This is a genomic window from Vibrio zhanjiangensis, assembly GCF_030161235.1.
Taxonomy (GTDB): domain Bacteria; phylum Pseudomonadota; class Gammaproteobacteria; order Enterobacterales; family Vibrionaceae; genus Vibrio; species Vibrio zhanjiangensis.
Window position 1 is genome coordinate 42990 of the sequence record NZ_BSPW01000020.1, and the last position, 18907, is coordinate 61896.

Annotated in this window: 21 protein-coding genes; 5 read left to right on the forward strand and 16 right to left on the reverse strand. The window is 42.9% G+C overall.

Annotation, left to right across the window (positions count from 1 at the left end):
* Position 1: 1 nt before the first annotated feature.
* Positions 2-1057, reverse strand: coding sequence for an A/G-specific adenine glycosylase (gene mutY / locus QQK21_RS04760; protein ID WP_284191042.1), 1056 nt, complete (start codon positions 1055-1057; stop codon positions 2-4).
* A gap of 181 nt (positions 1058-1238) precedes the next feature.
* Between mutY and trmB the strand changes: the two genes are divergently transcribed.
* The gene (trmB, locus tag QQK21_RS04765; protein WP_284191043.1) at positions 1239-1958 is read left to right on the forward strand and encodes a tRNA (guanosine(46)-N7)-methyltransferase TrmB; all 720 of its coding nucleotides are present in this window, start codon (positions 1239-1241) and stop codon (positions 1956-1958) included.
* A 97-nt stretch (positions 1959-2055) separates the two neighbouring features.
* A complete protein-coding gene (gene glsB / locus QQK21_RS04770; RefSeq protein ID WP_284191044.1) occupies positions 2056-2976 on the forward strand; it encodes a glutaminase B in 921 nt (306 codons plus the stop codon).
* Between the two features lie 71 nt (positions 2977-3047).
* Here glsB and QQK21_RS04775 read toward each other — a convergent pair whose 3' ends face one another.
* From QQK21_RS04775 to QQK21_RS04815, 9 genes are all read right to left on the reverse strand, one after another.
* Positions 3048-4340 (reverse strand): hypothetical protein, encoded by a 1293-nt coding sequence (locus tag QQK21_RS04775; RefSeq protein WP_284191045.1) that lies wholly within the window; start codon positions 4338-4340, stop codon positions 3048-3050.
* Positions 4327-5430 (reverse strand): cysteine synthase family protein, encoded by a 1104-nt coding sequence (locus tag QQK21_RS04780; protein WP_284191046.1) that lies wholly within the window; start codon positions 5428-5430, stop codon positions 4327-4329. Before QQK21_RS04780 ends, QQK21_RS04775 begins: the two co-directional genes overlap by 14 nt.
* Complete coding sequence (locus tag QQK21_RS04785) at positions 5427-6341, reverse strand: DUF1015 family protein (RefSeq protein ID WP_284191047.1); 915 nt, start codon at positions 6339-6341, stop codon at positions 5427-5429. The genes QQK21_RS04780 and QQK21_RS04785 overlap by 4 nt, the downstream gene beginning before the upstream one ends.
* A gap of 666 nt (positions 6342-7007) precedes the next feature.
* On the reverse strand, positions 7008-8186 hold the full coding sequence (gene hemW, locus QQK21_RS04790; RefSeq protein ID WP_284191048.1) for a radical SAM family heme chaperone HemW: 1179 nt from the start codon (positions 8184-8186) through the stop codon (positions 7008-7010).
* A gap of 13 nt (positions 8187-8199) precedes the next feature.
* The gene (locus tag QQK21_RS04795) at positions 8200-8799 is read right to left on the reverse strand and encodes an XTP/dITP diphosphatase (RefSeq protein WP_284191049.1); all 600 of its coding nucleotides are present in this window, start codon (positions 8797-8799) and stop codon (positions 8200-8202) included.
* A 28-nt stretch (positions 8800-8827) separates the two neighbouring features.
* Positions 8828-9259, reverse strand: coding sequence for a DUF4426 domain-containing protein (locus QQK21_RS04800; protein ID WP_284191050.1), 432 nt, complete (start codon positions 9257-9259; stop codon positions 8828-8830).
* 181 nt (positions 9260-9440) lie between these two features.
* Positions 9441-9998: a YggT family protein gene (locus tag QQK21_RS04805; RefSeq protein ID WP_284191051.1), complete on the reverse strand. Its 558-nt coding sequence runs from the start codon at positions 9996-9998 to the stop codon at positions 9441-9443.
* Between the two features lie 39 nt (positions 9999-10037).
* The gene (gene proC / locus QQK21_RS04810) at positions 10038-10856 is read right to left on the reverse strand and encodes a pyrroline-5-carboxylate reductase (protein ID WP_284191052.1); all 819 of its coding nucleotides are present in this window, start codon (positions 10854-10856) and stop codon (positions 10038-10040) included.
* 20 nt (positions 10857-10876) lie between these two features.
* Positions 10877-11593, reverse strand: a complete 717-nt coding sequence (locus QQK21_RS04815) for a YggS family pyridoxal phosphate-dependent enzyme (protein WP_284191053.1) — start codon at positions 11591-11593, stop codon at positions 10877-10879.
* Positions 11594-11617: 24 nt separating this feature from the next.
* Here QQK21_RS04815 and QQK21_RS04820 point away from each other — a divergent pair, with 24 nt between their 5' ends.
* Together QQK21_RS04820 and QQK21_RS04825 are read left to right on the forward strand one after the other, a co-directional pair.
* Positions 11618-12655 carry a type IV pilus twitching motility protein PilT gene (locus tag QQK21_RS04820; RefSeq protein WP_284191054.1) on the forward strand — a complete coding sequence of 346 codons (1038 nt, stop codon included), beginning with the start codon at positions 11618-11620 and terminating at the stop codon, positions 12653-12655.
* 11 nt (positions 12656-12666) lie between these two features.
* Complete coding sequence (locus QQK21_RS04825) at positions 12667-13773, forward strand: PilT/PilU family type 4a pilus ATPase (RefSeq protein ID WP_284191055.1); 1107 nt, start codon at positions 12667-12669, stop codon at positions 13771-13773.
* Between the two features lie 19 nt (positions 13774-13792).
* On the opposite strand, the gene ruvX is transcribed toward QQK21_RS04825, so the two are convergent.
* From ruvX to rsmE, 4 genes are read right to left on the reverse strand one after another with little or no spacing between them, the layout of a single operon-like run.
* On the reverse strand, positions 13793-14215 hold the full coding sequence (gene ruvX, locus QQK21_RS04830) for a Holliday junction resolvase RuvX (protein ID WP_284191056.1): 423 nt from the start codon (positions 14213-14215) through the stop codon (positions 13793-13795).
* 18 nt (positions 14216-14233) lie between these two features.
* Entirely contained in the window at positions 14234-14797 is a 564-nt protein-coding gene (locus QQK21_RS04835) for a YqgE/AlgH family protein (protein ID WP_284191057.1), read from the reverse strand.
* A gap of 54 nt (positions 14798-14851) precedes the next feature.
* The gene (gshB, locus tag QQK21_RS04840) at positions 14852-15802 is read right to left on the reverse strand and encodes a glutathione synthase (RefSeq protein ID WP_284191058.1); all 951 of its coding nucleotides are present in this window, start codon (positions 15800-15802) and stop codon (positions 14852-14854) included.
* Between the two features lie 11 nt (positions 15803-15813).
* A complete protein-coding gene (rsmE, locus tag QQK21_RS04845; RefSeq protein ID WP_284191059.1) occupies positions 15814-16545 on the reverse strand; it encodes a 16S rRNA (uracil(1498)-N(3))-methyltransferase in 732 nt (243 codons plus the stop codon).
* A gap of 311 nt (positions 16546-16856) precedes the next feature.
* On the opposite strand from rsmE, the gene QQK21_RS04850 reads away from it, so the two are divergent.
* A complete protein-coding gene (locus QQK21_RS04850; protein WP_284191060.1) occupies positions 16857-17468 on the forward strand; it encodes a LysE family translocator in 612 nt (203 codons plus the stop codon).
* A 29-nt stretch (positions 17469-17497) separates the two neighbouring features.
* On the opposite strand, the gene QQK21_RS04855 is transcribed toward QQK21_RS04850, so the two are convergent.
* Positions 17498-17983: a SprT family zinc-dependent metalloprotease gene (locus QQK21_RS04855; RefSeq protein ID WP_284191061.1), complete on the reverse strand. Its 486-nt coding sequence runs from the start codon at positions 17981-17983 to the stop codon at positions 17498-17500.
* A 63-nt stretch (positions 17984-18046) separates the two neighbouring features.
* Positions 18047-18844: a DUF2189 domain-containing protein gene (locus tag QQK21_RS04860; protein ID WP_284191062.1), complete on the reverse strand. Its 798-nt coding sequence runs from the start codon at positions 18842-18844 to the stop codon at positions 18047-18049.
* Positions 18845-18907 lie beyond the last annotated feature (63 nt).

Genomic DNA, 18907 nt, shown 5'->3' on the forward strand with positions numbered 1-18907 from the left:
TTTAATATTGAAGCTCGGCAGGTAAGCTATCCAATAAGAGTTTTACTGGTGCGGCTAAACCGACTTCTTCAGGTTGTGATAAGTTATACCAAAGACCCTTGTTTGCTTCCATAACGATCTCGGGTTGCTTCGATAAATCGACCAAAATTGGGGTGATATCGAGGTGATAATGGCTAAACGTATGACGAAAGGCGATCATTTGTTCGCTGCGAACAATACTGTTTTGCTTTATCCCACGCTGGGTTATTGCGTGAGCAATGTCTTTTTCGTTGTGCTCAGGAAAGCAAAACAGCCCTCCCCATATGCCTGACGGAGGTCGCTGTTCAAGCCAAACATGTCCTTGGTAGTGAAGCATGACAAACCAAGTCGCTTTTATAGGCTTTTCTTTTTTGGGTTTCTTACCTGGGTAGTCGAGCGGATTGCCTTGTTTGTAAGCGAGACAAAATGATAAAACCGGACACAAAGTACATTTAGGTTTGCTACGAGTGCAAACCATCGCCCCCATGTCCATCATTGCCTGATTGTATTTATCAGTGTCAACTTGCGGTGTGTGTGTTTGTGCATGTTGCCAAAGCAGGTTTTCAACTTGCTTTTGCCCCGGCCAACCGTCAACGGCAAAACTACGCGCTAAGGTGCGTTTAACGTTGCCATCCAAGATGGCATGAGGCTGTTTATAAACAGAGGATAAAATAGCGGCTGCTGTAGAGCGACCAATGCCTGGTAGTGCGTTCATTTCATCGATATTAAGGGGAAACTCACCTTGGTACTCTTGGGCGACTATTTTGGCTGCTTTGTGTAAATTTCTTGCTCTGGCATAGTAACCTAGTCCAGTCCATAGATGTAGCACTTCATCTTGTTCAGCGTTAGCCAAATCGATAACCGTTGGAAAGCGTTCTAGGAAGCGTTGGTAATATGGGATAACAGTAGCGACTTGAGTTTGCTGAAGCATGATCTCAGATAACCACACACTATAAGCCGTTTTATTTTGTTGCCATGGAAGGTTTTTCCGTCCATAGCTTTCGTACCATGTTAGGATGGCGTTGGCAAAAGGGGTCACGACGTGCTCGATATTATGATGTAATTAGGCAAAATTGCACCACAGAATGAGGGTAAAGTTCAACCGATAAAGAGTAGGGGTTTATTCTGTGCCAAATACGTTAAAAAACTTGCACCAGTGCTGATTCTTTGGATAATCACAGTCCCCTTAGGTCAAGAGCAATTTTTAAACAGGCAAAATCATGAGTGAAGTGACCACTAACGAATACAATCAAGACGGTAAACTGATACGCAAAGTACGTAGCTTTGTGCGTCGTGAAGGTCGGTTAACCAAAGGTCAGGAAAGCGCAATGAATGAATGCTGGCCGACAATGGGGATTGACTATCAGTCGCAACTTCTGAATTGGAAGGAAGTGTTCGGTAATGATAACCCCGTAGTGCTTGAAATTGGTTTTGGCATGGGGACTTCTTTGGTGGAAATGGCAAAAAATGCACCAGAAAAGAATTTCTTAGGTATTGAAGTTCACAGCCCTGGCGTTGGAGCTTGCCTTGCCGATGCTCGCGAAGCTGGCCTGACTAATCTTAGAGTCATGTGTCATGATGCGGTTGAAGTGTTTGCCAATATGATCCCTGATAACAGCCTTGCGACACTGCAACTCTTCTTTCCAGACCCTTGGCATAAAAAGCGTCACCACAAGCGTCGTATTGTTCAGCTAGACTTTGCTGAGATGGTCCGTCAGAAATTGAATGTGGGAGAGGGCGTCTTCCATATGGCGACAGATTGGGAAAATTATTCCCAGCATATGATTGAAGTGATGAATCAAGCGCCGGGATATGAGAACATCGCAAAGGATGGAGACTTCGTCCCTCGTCCTGACGATCGTCCTCTCACTAAATTTGAAGCTCGTGGTCATCGCCTAGGGCATGGTGTATGGGACATTAAATTCAAACGTGTTAGCTAAGTCGCCAGCAACGTAATGCGAATAAAAAAGCCAACATGACCGTTGGCTTTTTTTACCCTACAAGAAAAATAATAAGCCTTTACAAAATAGGTAAGCAATGAAACCAACAAAAGAGATATTAGCCGACATATTACAAGAAGTTAGACCATTGATTGGTCAGGGGAAGGTGGCTGACTATATTCCTGCTTTGGCAAAGGTTCCGGCAGAAAAACTGGCCATTGCTGTTTTTACCAATCAAGGTGAAGTGATCAAAGCCGGAGATGCGGATGAGGCATTTTCTATCCAATCGATCTCCAAAGCATTAAGTCTAACGTTAGCCATGGGTATTTATACGCCTGAAGAAATATGGTCTAGGGTAGGGAAAGAGCCATCAGGTCAGGCTTTTAACTCTCTCATTCAGCTTGAAATGGAGCAGGGTATTCCCCGTAATCCTTTTATTAATGCGGGAGCGATAGTGGTCGCTGATATGCTGCAAAGCAGGCTGTCTGCACCACGTCAGCGTTTACTAGAGTTTGTTCGTAAACTCTCTGGTGATACCCATATTTGTTATGACAAAGTCGTTGCGACATCAGAAATGATGCATAGTGATCGCAATGCTGCTATTGCTTATTTGATGCGCTCTTTTGGCAATTTTGATAATGATGTCATCCCAGTATTAAACAACTATTTCCACGCATGCGCCTTAAAGATGAGCTGCGTTGATTTGGCAAAAACGTTTAGCTACCTCGCCAATAAAGGTAAATCAGTTCAGACCGGCAAGTCAGTGGTTACCCCAACTCAAACCAAACAGCTTAATGCGTTATTAGCAACATGCGGCTTGTACGATGGCGCTGGAGAGTTTGCCTATCGTGTTGGTATGCCGGGTAAATCGGGTGTAGGCGGCGGCATCATTGCCATTGTACCTGGTGAAATGACGATTGCGGTTTGGTCTCCAGAGCTTGACCCTTCAGGAAACTCTTTAGCCGGTACGCGAGCTTTGGAGCTTTTATCTGAGCGCATTGGTCGTTCGATTTTTTAGTGCAAACAGCCGCTTTCCAGTGCTATAAAATATCCCGCGTTATGGCGGGATATTTGTATCAGAACTGAGGTTTACACTTTGGATGGCACCGTTTTGAGGTTACGGGCTTTCATCGCTCCTCCCAATAAGGCTATCTCAAGCAGCATAGCAAGTATGACTTGAACAGCAATCATAGGTAGAGGTAACTCAACCCATACGACGACTGCGACACCAATAACCATATATAGATTTGCGGCAAACGCAGCTCTGCCTATTGCTTGAGTGGCATTCTTTACCATGAGTAAGCCCATTAAATAATGCTGAATGGCCATCAGCATCGGCATCATGAATAAGACTAAAAGCACTGGACGCATGGTATTCACAAGTAAGGAATCACCACTCATATATCGTAAAAGCACAAAGTCACTCAGTGGAGTGTAGGCTACTAAACCAAGCACTAGACTGAAGCCAATACCAACCAATAATGCGAAGTTGCGTAAGTGCTTTCTTGTTATTTCACATGTGTTTTCAGGGTTACCCTGCAAGTGGCGAATTACAAGTTGCTGCAACATACGTACACCATTGCTCACACTTATCACTAACACCCATACCGCCGCCCATGCAGCCAGCTCAAGTTCTCCCATGAAAGCGACTAAAACAGGGAGCATTAGGCGAGCTCCCCACAATGAAATCATGGATTGGGCTAGAGGCCAGTAGTAACGTCCCATGGACATCATATTGGCTGGCAATGTGTGTTGCGTTTCTGAGTCCTTGAGTGAGATCAGGCTTACTCGCCATCGTACATAAATAAGCTCAGCTAATACACCACTTAACAGGGCTCCGGCGACAATCAGTGCTGCGAAATTGCTTATCGCTGATAAGGCAAACGCGATGGAGATCAGTACTAAGCACCTTAAAATCGCCCCTTTGGCAATGTCCTTCGAATGTCCTGCATGTATCACTTGTCCTTGCCAATAACGTCTTATTGCTATCATTAACGGCCAAGGACAAAGAAGTAAAACCATTAATGATGCTTGTTGCCACACTTCAGATTGAACCGAGATGAGGTTATTGAGTTCGGGCAGTAAAGCCAGTATGAACATACTAAGCGTTAATATTGATCCTAGAGTTATGACAAAGCGAAATAACACCGCGCGACTTTTTTCTGATGCCGCCATCATATTCGACACTGGTAACACAGAGATAATCGGGCTTTCAAAAAATACCGCAATGGCTTTCCCTAGAGCAAACGCAGCAAGGTTTAAGGTACTATTTGGCAATGAAGCCAAGACAAAAATGATAATAGGATCGCCAAGAGCCATCACCATATCGCTTAAGGACATTGGGGCTAACTCTTTGAGGTAGCGTCGATTACGATATTGCATCACGAATGTCCTCTACCTTGGTTTGAGCCTGAGACACAGGCTTCAATTGGCTGATATGAGCGTTGAGCTGTTGGTCGTTAAATATCGAGATATTGGAATGGGCTAACCAGTCAGGGTTGTATACAGTATCTAAGTAGCGATCGGCTCTATCTGGATTGATAAGAATAATTTTCTCCTGCTTTGTCTTGTTTTGTGCTGCGTAAGCAAGTCCCGCACTGATGATAGCGCCGCTTGATGCTCCCAATAGTAGGCCTTCCTTTTTTCCTAAGTGGTGGCACATGGAAAAAGCCATTTCGTCAGTGATGTTATAGGCATAGTCTATATCGCTCGGTTTGAACGCTGGAGGTACAAAAGAGAGTCCAAGGCCGGTCATTTTATAGGGGTGTCTTGGCCTACCAAAAATCCCTGAACCTGCCACATCCACAGCGATAATTTTTGTCTTTGGACTATAAGTTCGAAAGTATTTTGCTATCCCTGATAGTTGTCCTGCGGTACTAATGCCAATAACGAGAGCATCTGGAAGCTGCGGGAACGCATTGGCAATCTCAAACGCAGTGTAATAGTAGTGCGCAAGAGGGTTGTCAGGATTAAGGTGTTGGCATGGATAAAAAGAGTTTGGTATTTGCTCAGCAAGTTTTCTTGCATGAGCCATACGTGCTTTTTGCATTGAGCCCGCGCTGTCTGCCAAGCATAACGGTACCTCTTCTAACCTTGCTCCATAGGCGTTGAGCATCTTGATGACAGGGGGAGGCGTTTTGGCATCAATGACGATAATGACTTGATAGCCTTTTGAAGCGCCAATACTTGCCAATGACATTCCAAAGTTTCCAGAGCTTGACTCGATTATTGTTCCGCCTTTTTTCAATAACCCCTTTGTTTCCGCTTGGTCGATAAGAAAAGCAGCATTCTTATCTTTGATGCTTCCGGTTGGATTGCATGAATCCATTTTTACGTAGAAATCGTTACTTTGACATAATGAATGGATTCTATTTAGCTTTATAAATGGTACATTGCCTACCGCTTCTGAAATAGAGTTTGCAACAAGCTTATGGCTATATTTTTTTGTATAATTTGTATCAGTCATACTCATAGTGAAACTCCTTCTACTATAGATTTAGTTGAATAGGTAGTCGTTATATGCTGCAAAATGTTTTCATCTGGTTTATGTCTAAAGCATGTTGATTTAATGGGCATTTTCTTTCCTGATATACCTTCATTAATAACGTGAGAAACATCCGATCGTATGACTTTGACCAAAATGCAATCATTGAGATGATGAGTGGCCTCAGGAGCTGTGTTTATTGATGATATTTCACTGACTGTTTGTAATTTTTCGTAGATAAGGCTGAAGTCATTATTGTAATGATGAGTCTTTTCTTTGTGGCGATACCCCCACTCTTGTGCGTTGTAGCAAATTTTGAAGTCAGCGTTATCTAATTGACAAGGAACAAGCCAGTGTTGAGCTATATCATTGAGTGTTTTCGTTACATTGGAGTTTGTTTTTAGATGGCAATATATTTCATTAAACTCAAAAGAGGCTTGAGATGCTGAAATTAAAAATACCGGAAGGCTTGCATGTGTATGATTTCTCCTAATTACTTCATAACGATGATGTCCATCTGCAATTAAAAAATTAGGGACTTTGTTTAAAGCTCTTTTTATCGTTTCAAGTTGATAATCACTCTCCAACCTGAAAATAGTATGCAACATACCATCCGTGCTTGGAATCACGACTTTGTTCTCTGCCGTATCGAACCAGAAGTTAATGATATCGAGAGGAAAGTTATCGCTATCAGTAATCCAAAAGCTTGGTGGATAATGATTTGGTGACAAATTCTCTAATGCTCGGACTCTTAATGGGTTAGTCTGTTCATGGGGGATAATGGATTTTGTCAGCTCTGAATTGTAGTTATGGTTATATAATAACCCAGTTACCTGATGATGAGTATTATTCCAATTGCCTTCAATTCGATAGATAAAATATGAGTTTAAATCTAACATGAATATTTCCTTTAACTGTAATTATGCCTACGATATATCGCATATATAAATAAGACTTATCTACACAGTTAAATGGAAATGGGTGGTCGGAAAAATGAATAAAGTGGAGGAGTATAAATATCTGATTTTTCAAATATTAAAAATATAGATTTAAAATCTGATGAATCTAATAAGTCGTGTGTAATTAAAATTTGGTGTGCATGGCAATGGTGTATATTGCATTGTTCATCATGATGTGCATTTTTAATATTGTTTGATTTGTGATCTAGTTTGGAGGATTCAAGATGTAAGTGGTATTTTATGTCTAAATTGTCAGTAATGTTTTCAGAAGCAATAGATGAAATGGCTATAACGATCATAGTCATGATTAAGAATATTTTTTTTGATACTTTAATCATTTTTAGGTCACCCAGTACATACTGACTTTCGTCAAGAAGAGTATATACGTTTAAGCATTTGACACAAATAAATTATATCAACCATGTCATTTTGATGTTTTGTTTACAACAAAGTTCCTATGTGGATGAAATAACCAAAAGCTTAAAGAGTAATTGTGAATTTTATCTTGTTTTATGGTGTTTTTATTGTTTCTTTTGTAATTGCGTTTCTCTTAAATTTGGATACAGAGAACACACTGTGTTTTACACAAAAGTAGAATACGGAGCTTTATTCACCATCTACCATAAACGCTTCTAGCAAGTCATTGAGAAAGAGTTTACCTTTTGGTGTCACTTGCCAGTGTGTCTCGTTTTCATCGATGTAGCCGATGTTGATAGCCCAGTCTATGGTTTCTCTTATCGCTTCAAAGCTAAGACCTGTGGTGTCGAGAAACTCTTGTTTAGGGCAAGCTTCGATAAGGCGAAAGCGATTCATAAAAAATTCAAACTGACGCTCGGCTAGCGTCACTTCTTCTTCATTATAAAGATAAGGCTTTACTATATTGTTGTAGGCGGCAAGATAGCCCTTTGGATGTTTGATTTTGGTGGTACGTACTATTTGGCCATCTGCAAAACTGAGCTTCCCATGAGCACCGCAGCCGATACCTAAGTAATCACCAAAACGCCAATAATTAAGGTTGTGTTGACACTGATGATTCGGTTTACTGTAACCGGACACTTCATACTGTACGTAGCCAGCTGCGCTGAGCTTCTCGTGCCCTTGTTCGAATATATCCCATAGCGCATCATCATCAGGTAGGCTGGGGCGCTTGTAATGAAACAGCGTATTAGGCTCGATAGTCAATTGGTACCAAGACAGATGAGGTGGTGAGAGTTCAATGGCTTTTTCAAGGTCGTTTAAAGCTTGCTCTACGGATTGATCAGGCAAGCCGTGCATTAAATCGAGGTTAAAGCTGTTTAGGCCAATTTGATGAGCAAGCTTGGCTGCATTTATCGCTTCTTCTTGGCCATGAATTCGTCCCAGTTTAGAGAGTTTAGACGGCTCAAAACTTTGTACTCCGACGGATATTCGAGTGATACCTGCCTTCTGATAACCGGCAAATCGCTCTGCTTCAATTGTACCGGGGTTGGCTTCCATGGTGATTTCGATATCAGACTTAAATGGGATTCTTGCTTCAATACCTGTTAGTAATTCGGCAATACCTTGTGCGGAAAATAGGCTAGGAGTACCACCACCAATAAAAATCGAGTGTAGTTTTCTTGGGCTCGCGTTTATCTGGTAACGCTCTATATCGGACTCTAAATCTTGTAGTAAAGCGGCAATATAATCCTGCTCAGGGATATCAACTTTTAGCGCGTGAGAGTTGAAGTCGCAGTAGGGACATTTTTGTACACACCATGGGATGTGTACATAGAGGCTTAACGCTGGCGGGATTAATTGACTCATTTTCAAATATGGCTTATTGATCAGACAGTTGTTTAAAGAGTTTTTGCAGAGCTTGACCACGGTGGGATAGCTGTTTTTTGCGCTGCGGGTCAAGTTCAGCAGAAGCACAATTTTCTTCTGGAACAAAGAACACAGGATCGTAGCCAAAGCCATTTTGCCCACGTACTTCGGTGAGAATTTGACCTTCCCAAGTTCCATGGCAAACAATCGGTGTTGGATCGAGTTCATGGCGCATCATTACCAAGACACAATGAAATCTGGCGCTTCTTTGCGCTTTGGGTACATTTTGCATGGCAGCAAGTAATTTATCGATATTCTGCCTATCAGTGGCATTTTCGCCTGCATAGCGGGCAGAGTAAACGCCAGGCTCGCCATAGAGACAATCTACTTCCAGTCCAGAATCATCCGCGATTGCCGGTAATCCGGTTTCCTTTGCTGCATGTCTGGCTTTGATAATTGCGTTTTCAATAAACGTTGTACCGGTTTCTGCCACTTCAGAGACATTGAATTCACTTTGTGCAACCACATCAAAACCAAAATCTGCGATGAGGTCAGTCATCTCGCGAACTTTACCTTGATTGCCTGTTGCGAGGACGATTTTCTTTTTATTCATAATATTGCCTTAGGAACGAGCTTGATGCTTACTCTTCTACATAAAATTTTTGTGAGAACTTTAACTGTCCTGTGCCTTTATTACCAGCATTGATGTCAATAGTAAAAGTCAGATTCTCTTGCTCAGAAATAGAGAACTCCGCCAAATAATAAATGGCGTTACCTTCTTTAACTTCTTTAAATTCCAGCGCTTTTATTTGGCCAATAAGATTTTTAGCTTGACCTGTGATCTTGGCTGTTATGGCGGGTTTCCCTGCTTGATAGGTATCGAGTACGCTAATATTCAACACCGCAGAATAGCCATTTCGTTTGAGCTGGTAACTGCTGGCGACTTGTGGGGTTAGAAAAGTTGAATTAAATGCAGAATAATGAACTTCAACTTCTTTGATATTTTTAAACTGCTCTGCTGAGCTTGGTAACGAGAAGAAAAAGCTGAGTACAAGTGCGATCCATGTTTTCATTTATGTTTCCTAGCTAACTGAATGATAAATATTTGATGGAGAATTTATTGTCCAATAATACACGGATGAGAATGGCTTCTCATCATTATTCTGTATTCTTGGTATGCCGCTAAGTAAGGAAAAAGCCATCTTGCGATGGCTTTTTGTAAAATGATGTTAGCCTGAAAAACAGTATCTATTGTTATAACTGGTACCATATTGGGCCAATCAGATCGCCCATCAAAAAGTTCGCGAACTGTAAGCCAATAAAAAGCACAAGCACGCTGAGGTCAAACCCGCCCATCGCTGGAATGATTCGTCTGATCGGCGCGAGCATAGGCTCAGTTAACTGATGGAACACGTATTCTATTGGACTGCGTCCTTGACTGACCCAACTTAAAATAGCACGAATAAGAAGCACCCAGAATAGTAAGCCACCCGCAGCTTTCACTAGCGACAGCAATCCAAGGTATAAGAATTCAGCGCTAAAAGACACTGAACCACTCGACGCGACCAGTATCAGCGCAACAAACTTAAGAATGCACAGTACATAAGCAAAAAATACAGTCGCAAGGTCGATACTGCCAACCGACGGAATAACGCGTCGAAGTGGGGCAATGACAGGTTGAGTTGCTTTCACAATGAACTGTGAGAACGGGTTGTAGAAGTCTGCCCGTGCAGCCTGCAACCAAATACGTAAGATCACTACCATGATATAGAGATCAAACAGGGTGGAAATTAGAAAACTCATTGAATTCATAGATTACCCTTAATTTCGTGGAGCCAAGGCTCAAGCGGATTAAAATAGTTTTTCCATTTCTTCGGCACGTGTAACGGCAGCTTGCATCGCTTTTGCCACTATATCCGAAAGTTGGTGTTCGTTAAATGTGCGCAGCGCTTCTGCGGTGGTACCACCTTTTGAAGTGACTTGCTCGCGCAGGGTCGCTAACTCTATTTGTGGATTTGCAATGACCATTTGCGCAGCGCCCAAAGCAGATTGTTGAACTAATTGTCTAGCGGTTTGCTTATCAAAACCTTGCGCAATCACTTCTGCCTGCATCGCTTCCATAAACAAGAAGAAATAAGCTGGCGCACTTCCCGCTGCAGCGATAACATTGTTGATGCCGCTTTCTTCTCTCACCCAGCATGTTTGACCAACAGAGTTCATTAAATCGGTGGCAAACGATTTGTCCAATTCACTGACTTGTTCAGGGGCATACATTCCGCTCATGCCTAGGCCAAGTTGGGCTGGTGTATTTGGCATAACACGCACAATGTTTGGCTTGCTATTAAGCATCTCACACAGACGTTGACAAGTGATTCCGGCGGCAATGGAAATAACCAGTTTATTTGACCAATCAACAGGTTGTAGTGCAGAGCATACCTCTTGCATCATTTGCGGCTTGACGGATAACACAACAACATCGGCTTGCTCTGCAGCCGTAATGTTGTCACTTGTGGTTTGAATGAAAAACTCTTGCTCTAGCGGTTGACGCCTTGTCTGTGAAGGTGCTGTCGCTGTGATACAAGAAGCCGGATAGCCTCCAGCGATTAAACCAGAAACGATAGCCTTAACCATATTGCCTGCGCCAATGAAGGCGATATTCTTATGTTCCATTATTCCACTTTTTAGTTGGTTTAGGGCTTGTTGTAGTCACGAGCTCCGAAAATAGCGGTGCCAATACGTACCATGGTACTTCCTGCTTCAATGGCCGCCTCCATATCTCCGCTCATCCCCATTGAAAGCGTATCTAAGGGCAGATCGGGAAAGCGTTGAGCCAATGTGTTTTTCATCTCGGCTAATTGGGTAAATGCGGCTAATTGCGCTTGATAATTAGCTACATTGGCAGGAATTGACATCAACCCTCTTAAAGTGAGGTTGGGAAGTGAAGAAATCAACTCAGCCAATGCAAAGATTTCTTGTTCTTCACTTGTCCCAGATTTCGAGCTTTCACTGCTGGTATTCACTTGAATAAGTACTTGAAGAGGCTGCATACCTTCAGGGCGCTGATCGTTTAGGCGCTGGGCTACTTTTGCTCTGTCTATGGTATGAACCCAAGCAAAGCTTTCTGCAACAAGGCGAGTTTTATTCGATTGTATTGGGCCAATAAAGTGCCATTCTAAGTCTAAATCTGGGTGATGCTTTGAAAAATAGTCAACTTTATCAGCACCTTCTTGGACATAGTTTTCACCAAAGGCGACTTGGCCAGCGAGAGCTGCGTCCAAAATAGCTTGCTTAGGTTTGGTTTTACTTACTGCCAGAAGTTGCACGGATCCCAATGGGCGTCCACACTTTTGTTGTGCCGCTGTAATCTGTGAGGTTATTTGTTCAATATTTTTTTGAATACTACTCATAGCTAACTTTAGTAAGGATTTGAAATGGATATTGCTGAGTTACTGGACTTTAGTGTAAAGCATAATGCGTCAGATCTACATCTTTCTTCTGGTGTATCTCCAATGGTACGTATTGATGGCGAGGTAAGAAAGCTCGGAGTACCTGCATTGAACCACGCCGAAGTTCATCGATTAATTTCTGACATCATGAGCGATGCTCAGCGTAGCGAATTTGAGGAACATTTAGAAGTTGATTTTTCCTTTGAACTTCCAGATGTCGGTCGTTTTCGCGTTAATGCCTTTAATCAGTCACGAGGGTGCTCTGCGGTATTTCGTACTATACCCACTGTGATACCGACCTTAGAGCAATTAGAAGCCCCAGCGATTTTTGAGAGCATCGCTAATATGGAAAAGGGCCTAATTCTCGTCACTGGGCCAACCGGTTCGGGAAAATCGACCACGCTTGCTGCTATGGTCGATTACATTAATCGAAACCAAAACAAGCACATTTTGACCATTGAAGATCCGATAGAATTTGTCCATGCCAACAACAAATGCTTGTTAAATCAGCGCGAAGTACATAAAGATACGCTCAGTTTTAACAATGCACTGCGCAGTGCTTTGAGAGAAGACCCTGATGTTATCTTAGTGGGCGAGCTTAGGGATCAAGAAACCATCAGTCTTGCACTTACTGCCGCAGAAACAGGGCATTTGGTGTTTGGAACTTTGCATACCAGCTCTGCGGCGAAAACGATTGATCGTATCATTGATGTGTTTCCTGGTAGTGATAAAGGCATGGTTCGCTCAATGCTTTCTGAATCACTGAGAGCGGTCATTGCGCAGAAGCTGTTGAAAAAAATTGGTGGTGGTCGAGTGGCTTGTCACGAAATCATGATGGCAACACCTGCGATAAGAAACCTTATCCGTGAAGACAAAGTGGCTCAGATGCAATCGGTTATCCAGACTGGCGCGGCACATGGTATGCAGACCATGGAGCAGCATGCTAAGCAGTTGATAGCTCAAGGGCTTGTCGATGCTGAAGAAGTGGCAAAGAAAATTGAAGCTGAATCTGGAATAATTTGAGAGAGTACGTAATGGATATTAATGCTTGTCTACAAGGTATGTTGAGCGAGAAGGCGTCAGATTTGTACATTACTGTCGGTGCCCCTTTGCTGTACCGTGTCAATGGTGAATTGAAACCTCTGGGAGATATTTTGCCATCTCAAGCCGTACTCACTTTACTTCACGCGATGATGGATGAGGATCGTCAAAAGGAGTATGCGCAGAGCCGAGAAGCAAACTTTGCGGTAGTCAAAGACTTTGGCCGTTTTCGAGTTTCGGCATTTTATCAACGTGAACTGCCAGGCGCCGTGATTCGCCGTATTGAAACCAGTATTCCGACGTTTGAGCAACTGAAACTGCCGGAAACGCTCAAAGACTTATCAATAGCAAAGCGAGGTTTAGTCTTGGTCGTTGGCGCGACGGGATCGGGTAAATCGACCACTCTTGCCGCGATGACAGGCTATCGAAACAGTCATCGAAGTGGCCATATTTTAACGGTTGAAGACCCAATAGAGTTTGTCCATCAACACGATAAATGTATCGTTACCCAGCGAGAAGTTGGTTTAGACACCCAGAGTTATGAAGTGGCTTTAAAAAACTCGTTGAGGCAAGCTCCAGATATGATCTTGATTGGCGAGATTCGATCTCGTGAAACGATGGAGTTTGCGATGACCTTTGCTGAAACCGGTCATTTATGTATGGCGACGTTACATGCGAACAACGCTAATCAGGCTCTTGAACGCATTCTTCACCTCGTGCCGAAAGAGCAAAAAGAGCAGTTTTTATTTGATCTTTCGATGAACCTCAGAGGTGTCATCGCCCAGCAACTGCTTCGTGACAAAAATGGCAATGGGCGTCATGGTGTTTTTGAAATCTTACTTAACAGCCCTCGGGTTTCGGATCTTATTCGCCGTGGCGATCTGCACGAGCTTAAAGCGACCATGGGCAAATCTCAGCAATCGGGGATGCAAACCTTTGATCAGGCGCTATATCAATTGGTGATTGACGATAAAATTACCGAAGATGATGCACTTCATAGCGCAGACTCAGCCAATGACTTACGTATCATGCTCAAAACCAAGCGAGGTGATAGCTTTGGTGGTGGTGCATTGGCGGATGTAAAAATCGATATGGATTAACTGGATTAGGATATTCCAGTTATCCATATTGTGCTTCAAACCAACTTTCCAGTATTACTACAGCAGATTGACAGTCTACATTACCTTTGCTGAGGGCTTTATAGCCGCCGATTTGAAATAAATCGGAACGAGCCTCAGTGGTCGAAAGACGTTCGTCATGCAGTTCTACAGGTAAACCAAAACGGCCATGCAGTCGTTTGGCAAACTTTCGTGCTCTTGGAGTAATACTATCGAGATCGTTACCGTGAAGATCGGTTGGTAATCCAACGACCAGTAAATTCGGTTGCCATTCTTTGATTTGCTTTTCGATATCGTCCCAATTTGGAATGCCATCATTGGCTTTAAATGCTTTGAGGGGCGAGGCTGTGCCTGTTATTTCTTGACCAATGGCACTACCAATACTCTTAGTGCCAAAGTCAAAAGCCATAATTGTTTTAGACATAATGTTCAGAGATAAATATTAGGCATGCCCTACATCGCTAGAGAGTTGAGACGCCTCAATACCCAGCATTTGTACCGCTTTTTGCCAACGTTCGTTAATGGGGGTATTAAACATCACATCAGGATCGGCTTCAATGGTTAGCCAAGAGTTTTCAGAAAGCTCGATTTCCAGTTGGCCGGGTTCCCAGCCGGAATATCCCAAAGCGACGATATATTCACTAGGTTCTTGTTCGGTACCCAGCACGGCGAGTATGTCTTTAGAAGTGGTAACAGAGATGGAATCTGTCATTTGAATACTGGACTCATAATGATCTTTGGGTTGGTGAAGAATAAAACCTCTGTCACCGGAGACTGGACCACCATTGAGGACCGGCTTCTCAAGGCTGCCAGTTTTGAGTTGAGGCTGTCTTGCTTCCACATCAACTTGTTTGAGCATTTTTCCCACGGTGATATCGATAGGAGCATTAATCATTAAACCCATAGCTCCGTCATCATTGTGCTCGCACACATAGATGACACTGCGTTGGAAGTAGGGATCTTTCATCCCTGGCATCGCAACTAAAAAGTGGTTGGTTAAATTCATAGTTACTCCAGCGTAAACTCAGGTGCCTATTGTTCACCCATGATCCTTGGGCAATCATTGTCTGCCGATGCGTTGCTCTATCGCATCCATTAGCTTGCCCGTTATTGAGATATCAAACGCCGCCTCTATCTCACGAATACACGTTGGGCTGGTTACGTTTATCTCAGTCAGCTTGTCACCAATGACGTCTAGACCTACAAATATCAAACCTTTCTCTTTAAGTGTAGGCGCTACAGCCGCTGCTATCTGTTTATCTGTCTCGGTAAGTGGTCTTGGCTCACCAGTTCCTCCTGCGGCGAGGTTACCTCGCGTTTCCCCTTGTGCCGGAATACGAGCAAGACAATAGGGCATCACTTCACCATCAACGATCAGAATTCGCTTGTCACCATTACTAATATCTGGAACAAAAGTTTGCGCCATCGCATAGTTTTGACCATGGTTAGTCAAGGTTTCAACGATCACAGATACGTTGGGATCATCGGCTTTAACACGGAAAATAGATGCACCTCCCATGCCATCTAATGGTTTGAGGATCACATCTCCGTGCTTTTGACTAAATTGTTTAATTTTTTCCGCTTTACGTGTGACTATCGTCGTCGGAGTCAGTTCAGGGAACCAAGCCGTAAATAGTTTTTCATTACAATCACGTAGGCTTTGAGGCTTATTCACAATCAGACTGCCTTGCTGCTCTGCTCGTTCCAGAATGTAGGTCGCGTAGATATATTCTGTGTCAAATGGTGGATCTTTACGCATCAATATTGCGTCAAGATCGCCAAGTTTGATGGTCTGTTGTGATTTAAATTCAAACCAAGTATTAGGATCTTCTTTTAGTCGAACGACTTTGGTATCGGCAAATGCAACACCTTGATCAAGGTGGAGATCTTCCATTTGCATATAGTGAATTTCGTAACCGCGGCGCTGTGCCTCTAGCATCATAGCGAAGCTTGAATCTTTCTTGATGTTAATGGCCTCTATAGGGTCCATTACAATGCCTAATTTGATCATGTTATTCTCCATTAGCCAAGGTCACCAAAGCGAACTTGCAGGGCTGTTATTGCGGTTAACGCAGCGGTTTCTGTGCGCAGAACTCTTGGACCGAGAAGGACTTCTTCAAACTGATAATGTCTTGTTTTGTCGATTTCTTCAGAGGACAATCCACCTTCTGGACCAATAAGAAGCCGTACCTTTTTAACCGGTGCGGGTAACGTATTGATTGAATACGTTGCCCGTGGGTGCAAATTGAGCTTTAAACCATCATATTCTTCAGTGCACCACTGCTCTAGTGACATCACTGGGCGGATTGTAGGGACAATGTTCCTACCACTTTGTTCACAAGCGCTAATGGCAACTTTTTGCCATTGAGACAGCTTTTTATCGAAGCGTTTCTGGTCTAATTTAACGCCACATCTTTCTGAAATAAGCGGCGTAATGGTATTCACTCCAAGTTCAACAGATTTTTGTATCGTGAATTCCATTTTATCACCGCGCGAGATCACTTGGCCTAAATGAAGGTCAAGGGGAGATTCGCTGCTTCGTTCTAACCGTTTGGTGACTTCAACAGTGACAGACTTTTTGCTTACTTCGGTGATAATAGAGGGAAACTCAGCACCCAGTCCATCGAAGAGTAGTACTTCATGGCCAGCTTTCATACGTAGAACCCTGCCCACATGGCCAGCTGCATCGTCATCTAGGGTTATGTGTCCGAGCTGAGTGATAGCTTCAGGGTGAAAAATTCGTGGAATTCGCATCAGGGTATATGTCCGGCCATAAAATGAAAGCTGAATCTCTAACATGGATGCATAGTAGAGAAAAAACAAGGGGCTTAGACGCTAAATCGATGAGTCAAAAATAATGATTGATTTTAGTGTTTATGAAAGTGATGGTCATTTCTTATGCTCGATATTGGTAGCCAATACAAAGGTTCAATAACACTTCAAATATTTAATGATTAAGTCTATTAATTTCTTAACTTTTGCATGAAAATTGGATGTCATACAGGTTTGGCTGAACTTGTGAATAATCTTAGTGATTGATGTTTTCTGTTATTATGGGGGACTATATGGAAAATTACATCCTTTACGTAAGCCTTGCGGCAGCTACCATATGTTTGCCTGGTCCTGCGGTTATGCTCACATTGAACAATTCAGTGCAAAAAGGTAGGAAGAAAGCCTTATGTGGGATTTTAGGTATTGCTACTGCCATTCTTTGCATTTCGGCGATATCGGCAACTGGCTTAGGGATTGTGCTTGCTCAGTCTGCGTTTGCTTTTAGTGTGATTAAGTTTGTTGGGGCCGTTTACTTACTTTATTTAGGTATAAGGATGTGGCGCAGCAAAGTCTCTGATGAGGTTGATATTGGCTCTGCGAGCGATTCTATTTTCCGCTGCTTTGCGGAAGGTTTTTTAGTTTCTATTTCAAACCCGAAAGCGATTGTATTTTTCGTGTCAGTGTTCCCTCAGTTTATCGATGCCTCAAAAAATCATACCAGCCAGCTATTTGTAATGGCGGTGACATTTAGCTGTCTTGTGGTATTGATTCACAGCATCTATTCATTGATAGCGCATAGAGCTAAGGTGAAGCTTGCCTCAGCGAAAAATAAACACAGATTAAACAAGGTGAGTGGTGGTGTATTTGTTGGTTTTGCAGTTGGCCTAGCATCGTCGAGCAAGTAGTTGGAAATATATAGTCTAGTCGTCAATCATCAATCAATGTATACCAAGGTTTGCATACAGAGTTTACACTGATATGAGTTTTGATTGCGCAAAACCTTATTGTGGCGGCGAATGGTGAGCTGATGTCGTTGGCATCCACATTGATACTCAAACATTTTCCCTTGCACCGAAGTGATTGTGAAGTTATGAGTGGTTTGAGCGCTGGCTTCAAACACTGACTCCATGATGTGTTGCCATTCTTTACCATGTGGTCTTACTCTGCCATACATTTGGTATGTGATGAGATGGGCCACTTCGTGTGGGATGACTTCATGTAGAAATGCTTGCTGATTTTCTTGGAAAAGAACCGGATTCAGGCGAATCTGATTGAGCTGTAAGTAAGCTTTACCCGCAGTTTTTCCTCTCAATCTGTAATTAACGCTTGGTATAGGGAAGGAATGCTGAAAATGACGTTGAGCGATTGTTATGCATTGTACCACAGCCTTTTGTGCTCGATAGCAAAGTTCCTTATCCACTTATTCTCCCAATAAATTCGCCCCTTACTTGGGGCGAATCATATAACGTATAAAGTTTGAGATCTAATGATGCTTTTTCCTTATTGCATCATGATAAGCGTGCCATGTGCCATAGCCCAAAATAGGTATGGTAAAAAACATGCCTATTCCGTAGGTTGCAAATCCAATTAAAATACCGCCACAAATAATAGCTCCCCAAACGATCATCGCTGGAATGTTCGATTTGACAGCGTTGAAACTCGTAAATACGGCTGTCATCATATCAACTCGACGTTCCATCATCAGTGGAATGGAAAAAGCTGAGATGCTAAATACGATTGCCGCTAAAACAGCACCAACTAGTGAACCTATTACTAGAAAAGGAAGAAATTCTGTAATCGGAGCGCCTTGAACGGAAGGATAAAGGGCATGAAGTAGGGCGGCAATACGCATCCAGAAAATCATACATACGGCCAGTAATACCGCAAAAGCCCATTGAGAAGAAGAGTTTCGCCCAATCGCTTTCATCGAGTGTAATAATTTAGGTTTATGTCCTTTTTCGAGCTCCCAACTGGCATCGTAAAGCCCTAGAGCAAGAAAGGGGCCTATTAGGCCATATACGATCAAGCTTGGCATCACCACCAAATGTGTTCCTTGCCACTGAACGAGCAAGACTATTCCTATTGCTGCGACCATGAAACATAAGCCGTAAAACGCACTTATCAATGGGATACGTATAAAATCTTGCAATCCAAGTGACAACCAATGAAAGGGCGCTGAAATATTGAGATCATTGCACGGAATCGTGCGTGCGTACTCACTGTCAGGCACGGGTTGTTGTTTATCTTCTATGTCTTCTTGTTGGTTCACCGTACGAGGCATACGTCCTCCTTGATCGATTCTCTGCCATAAATTACTTTGCTGTGAAAGTAACGTCTTAGAACA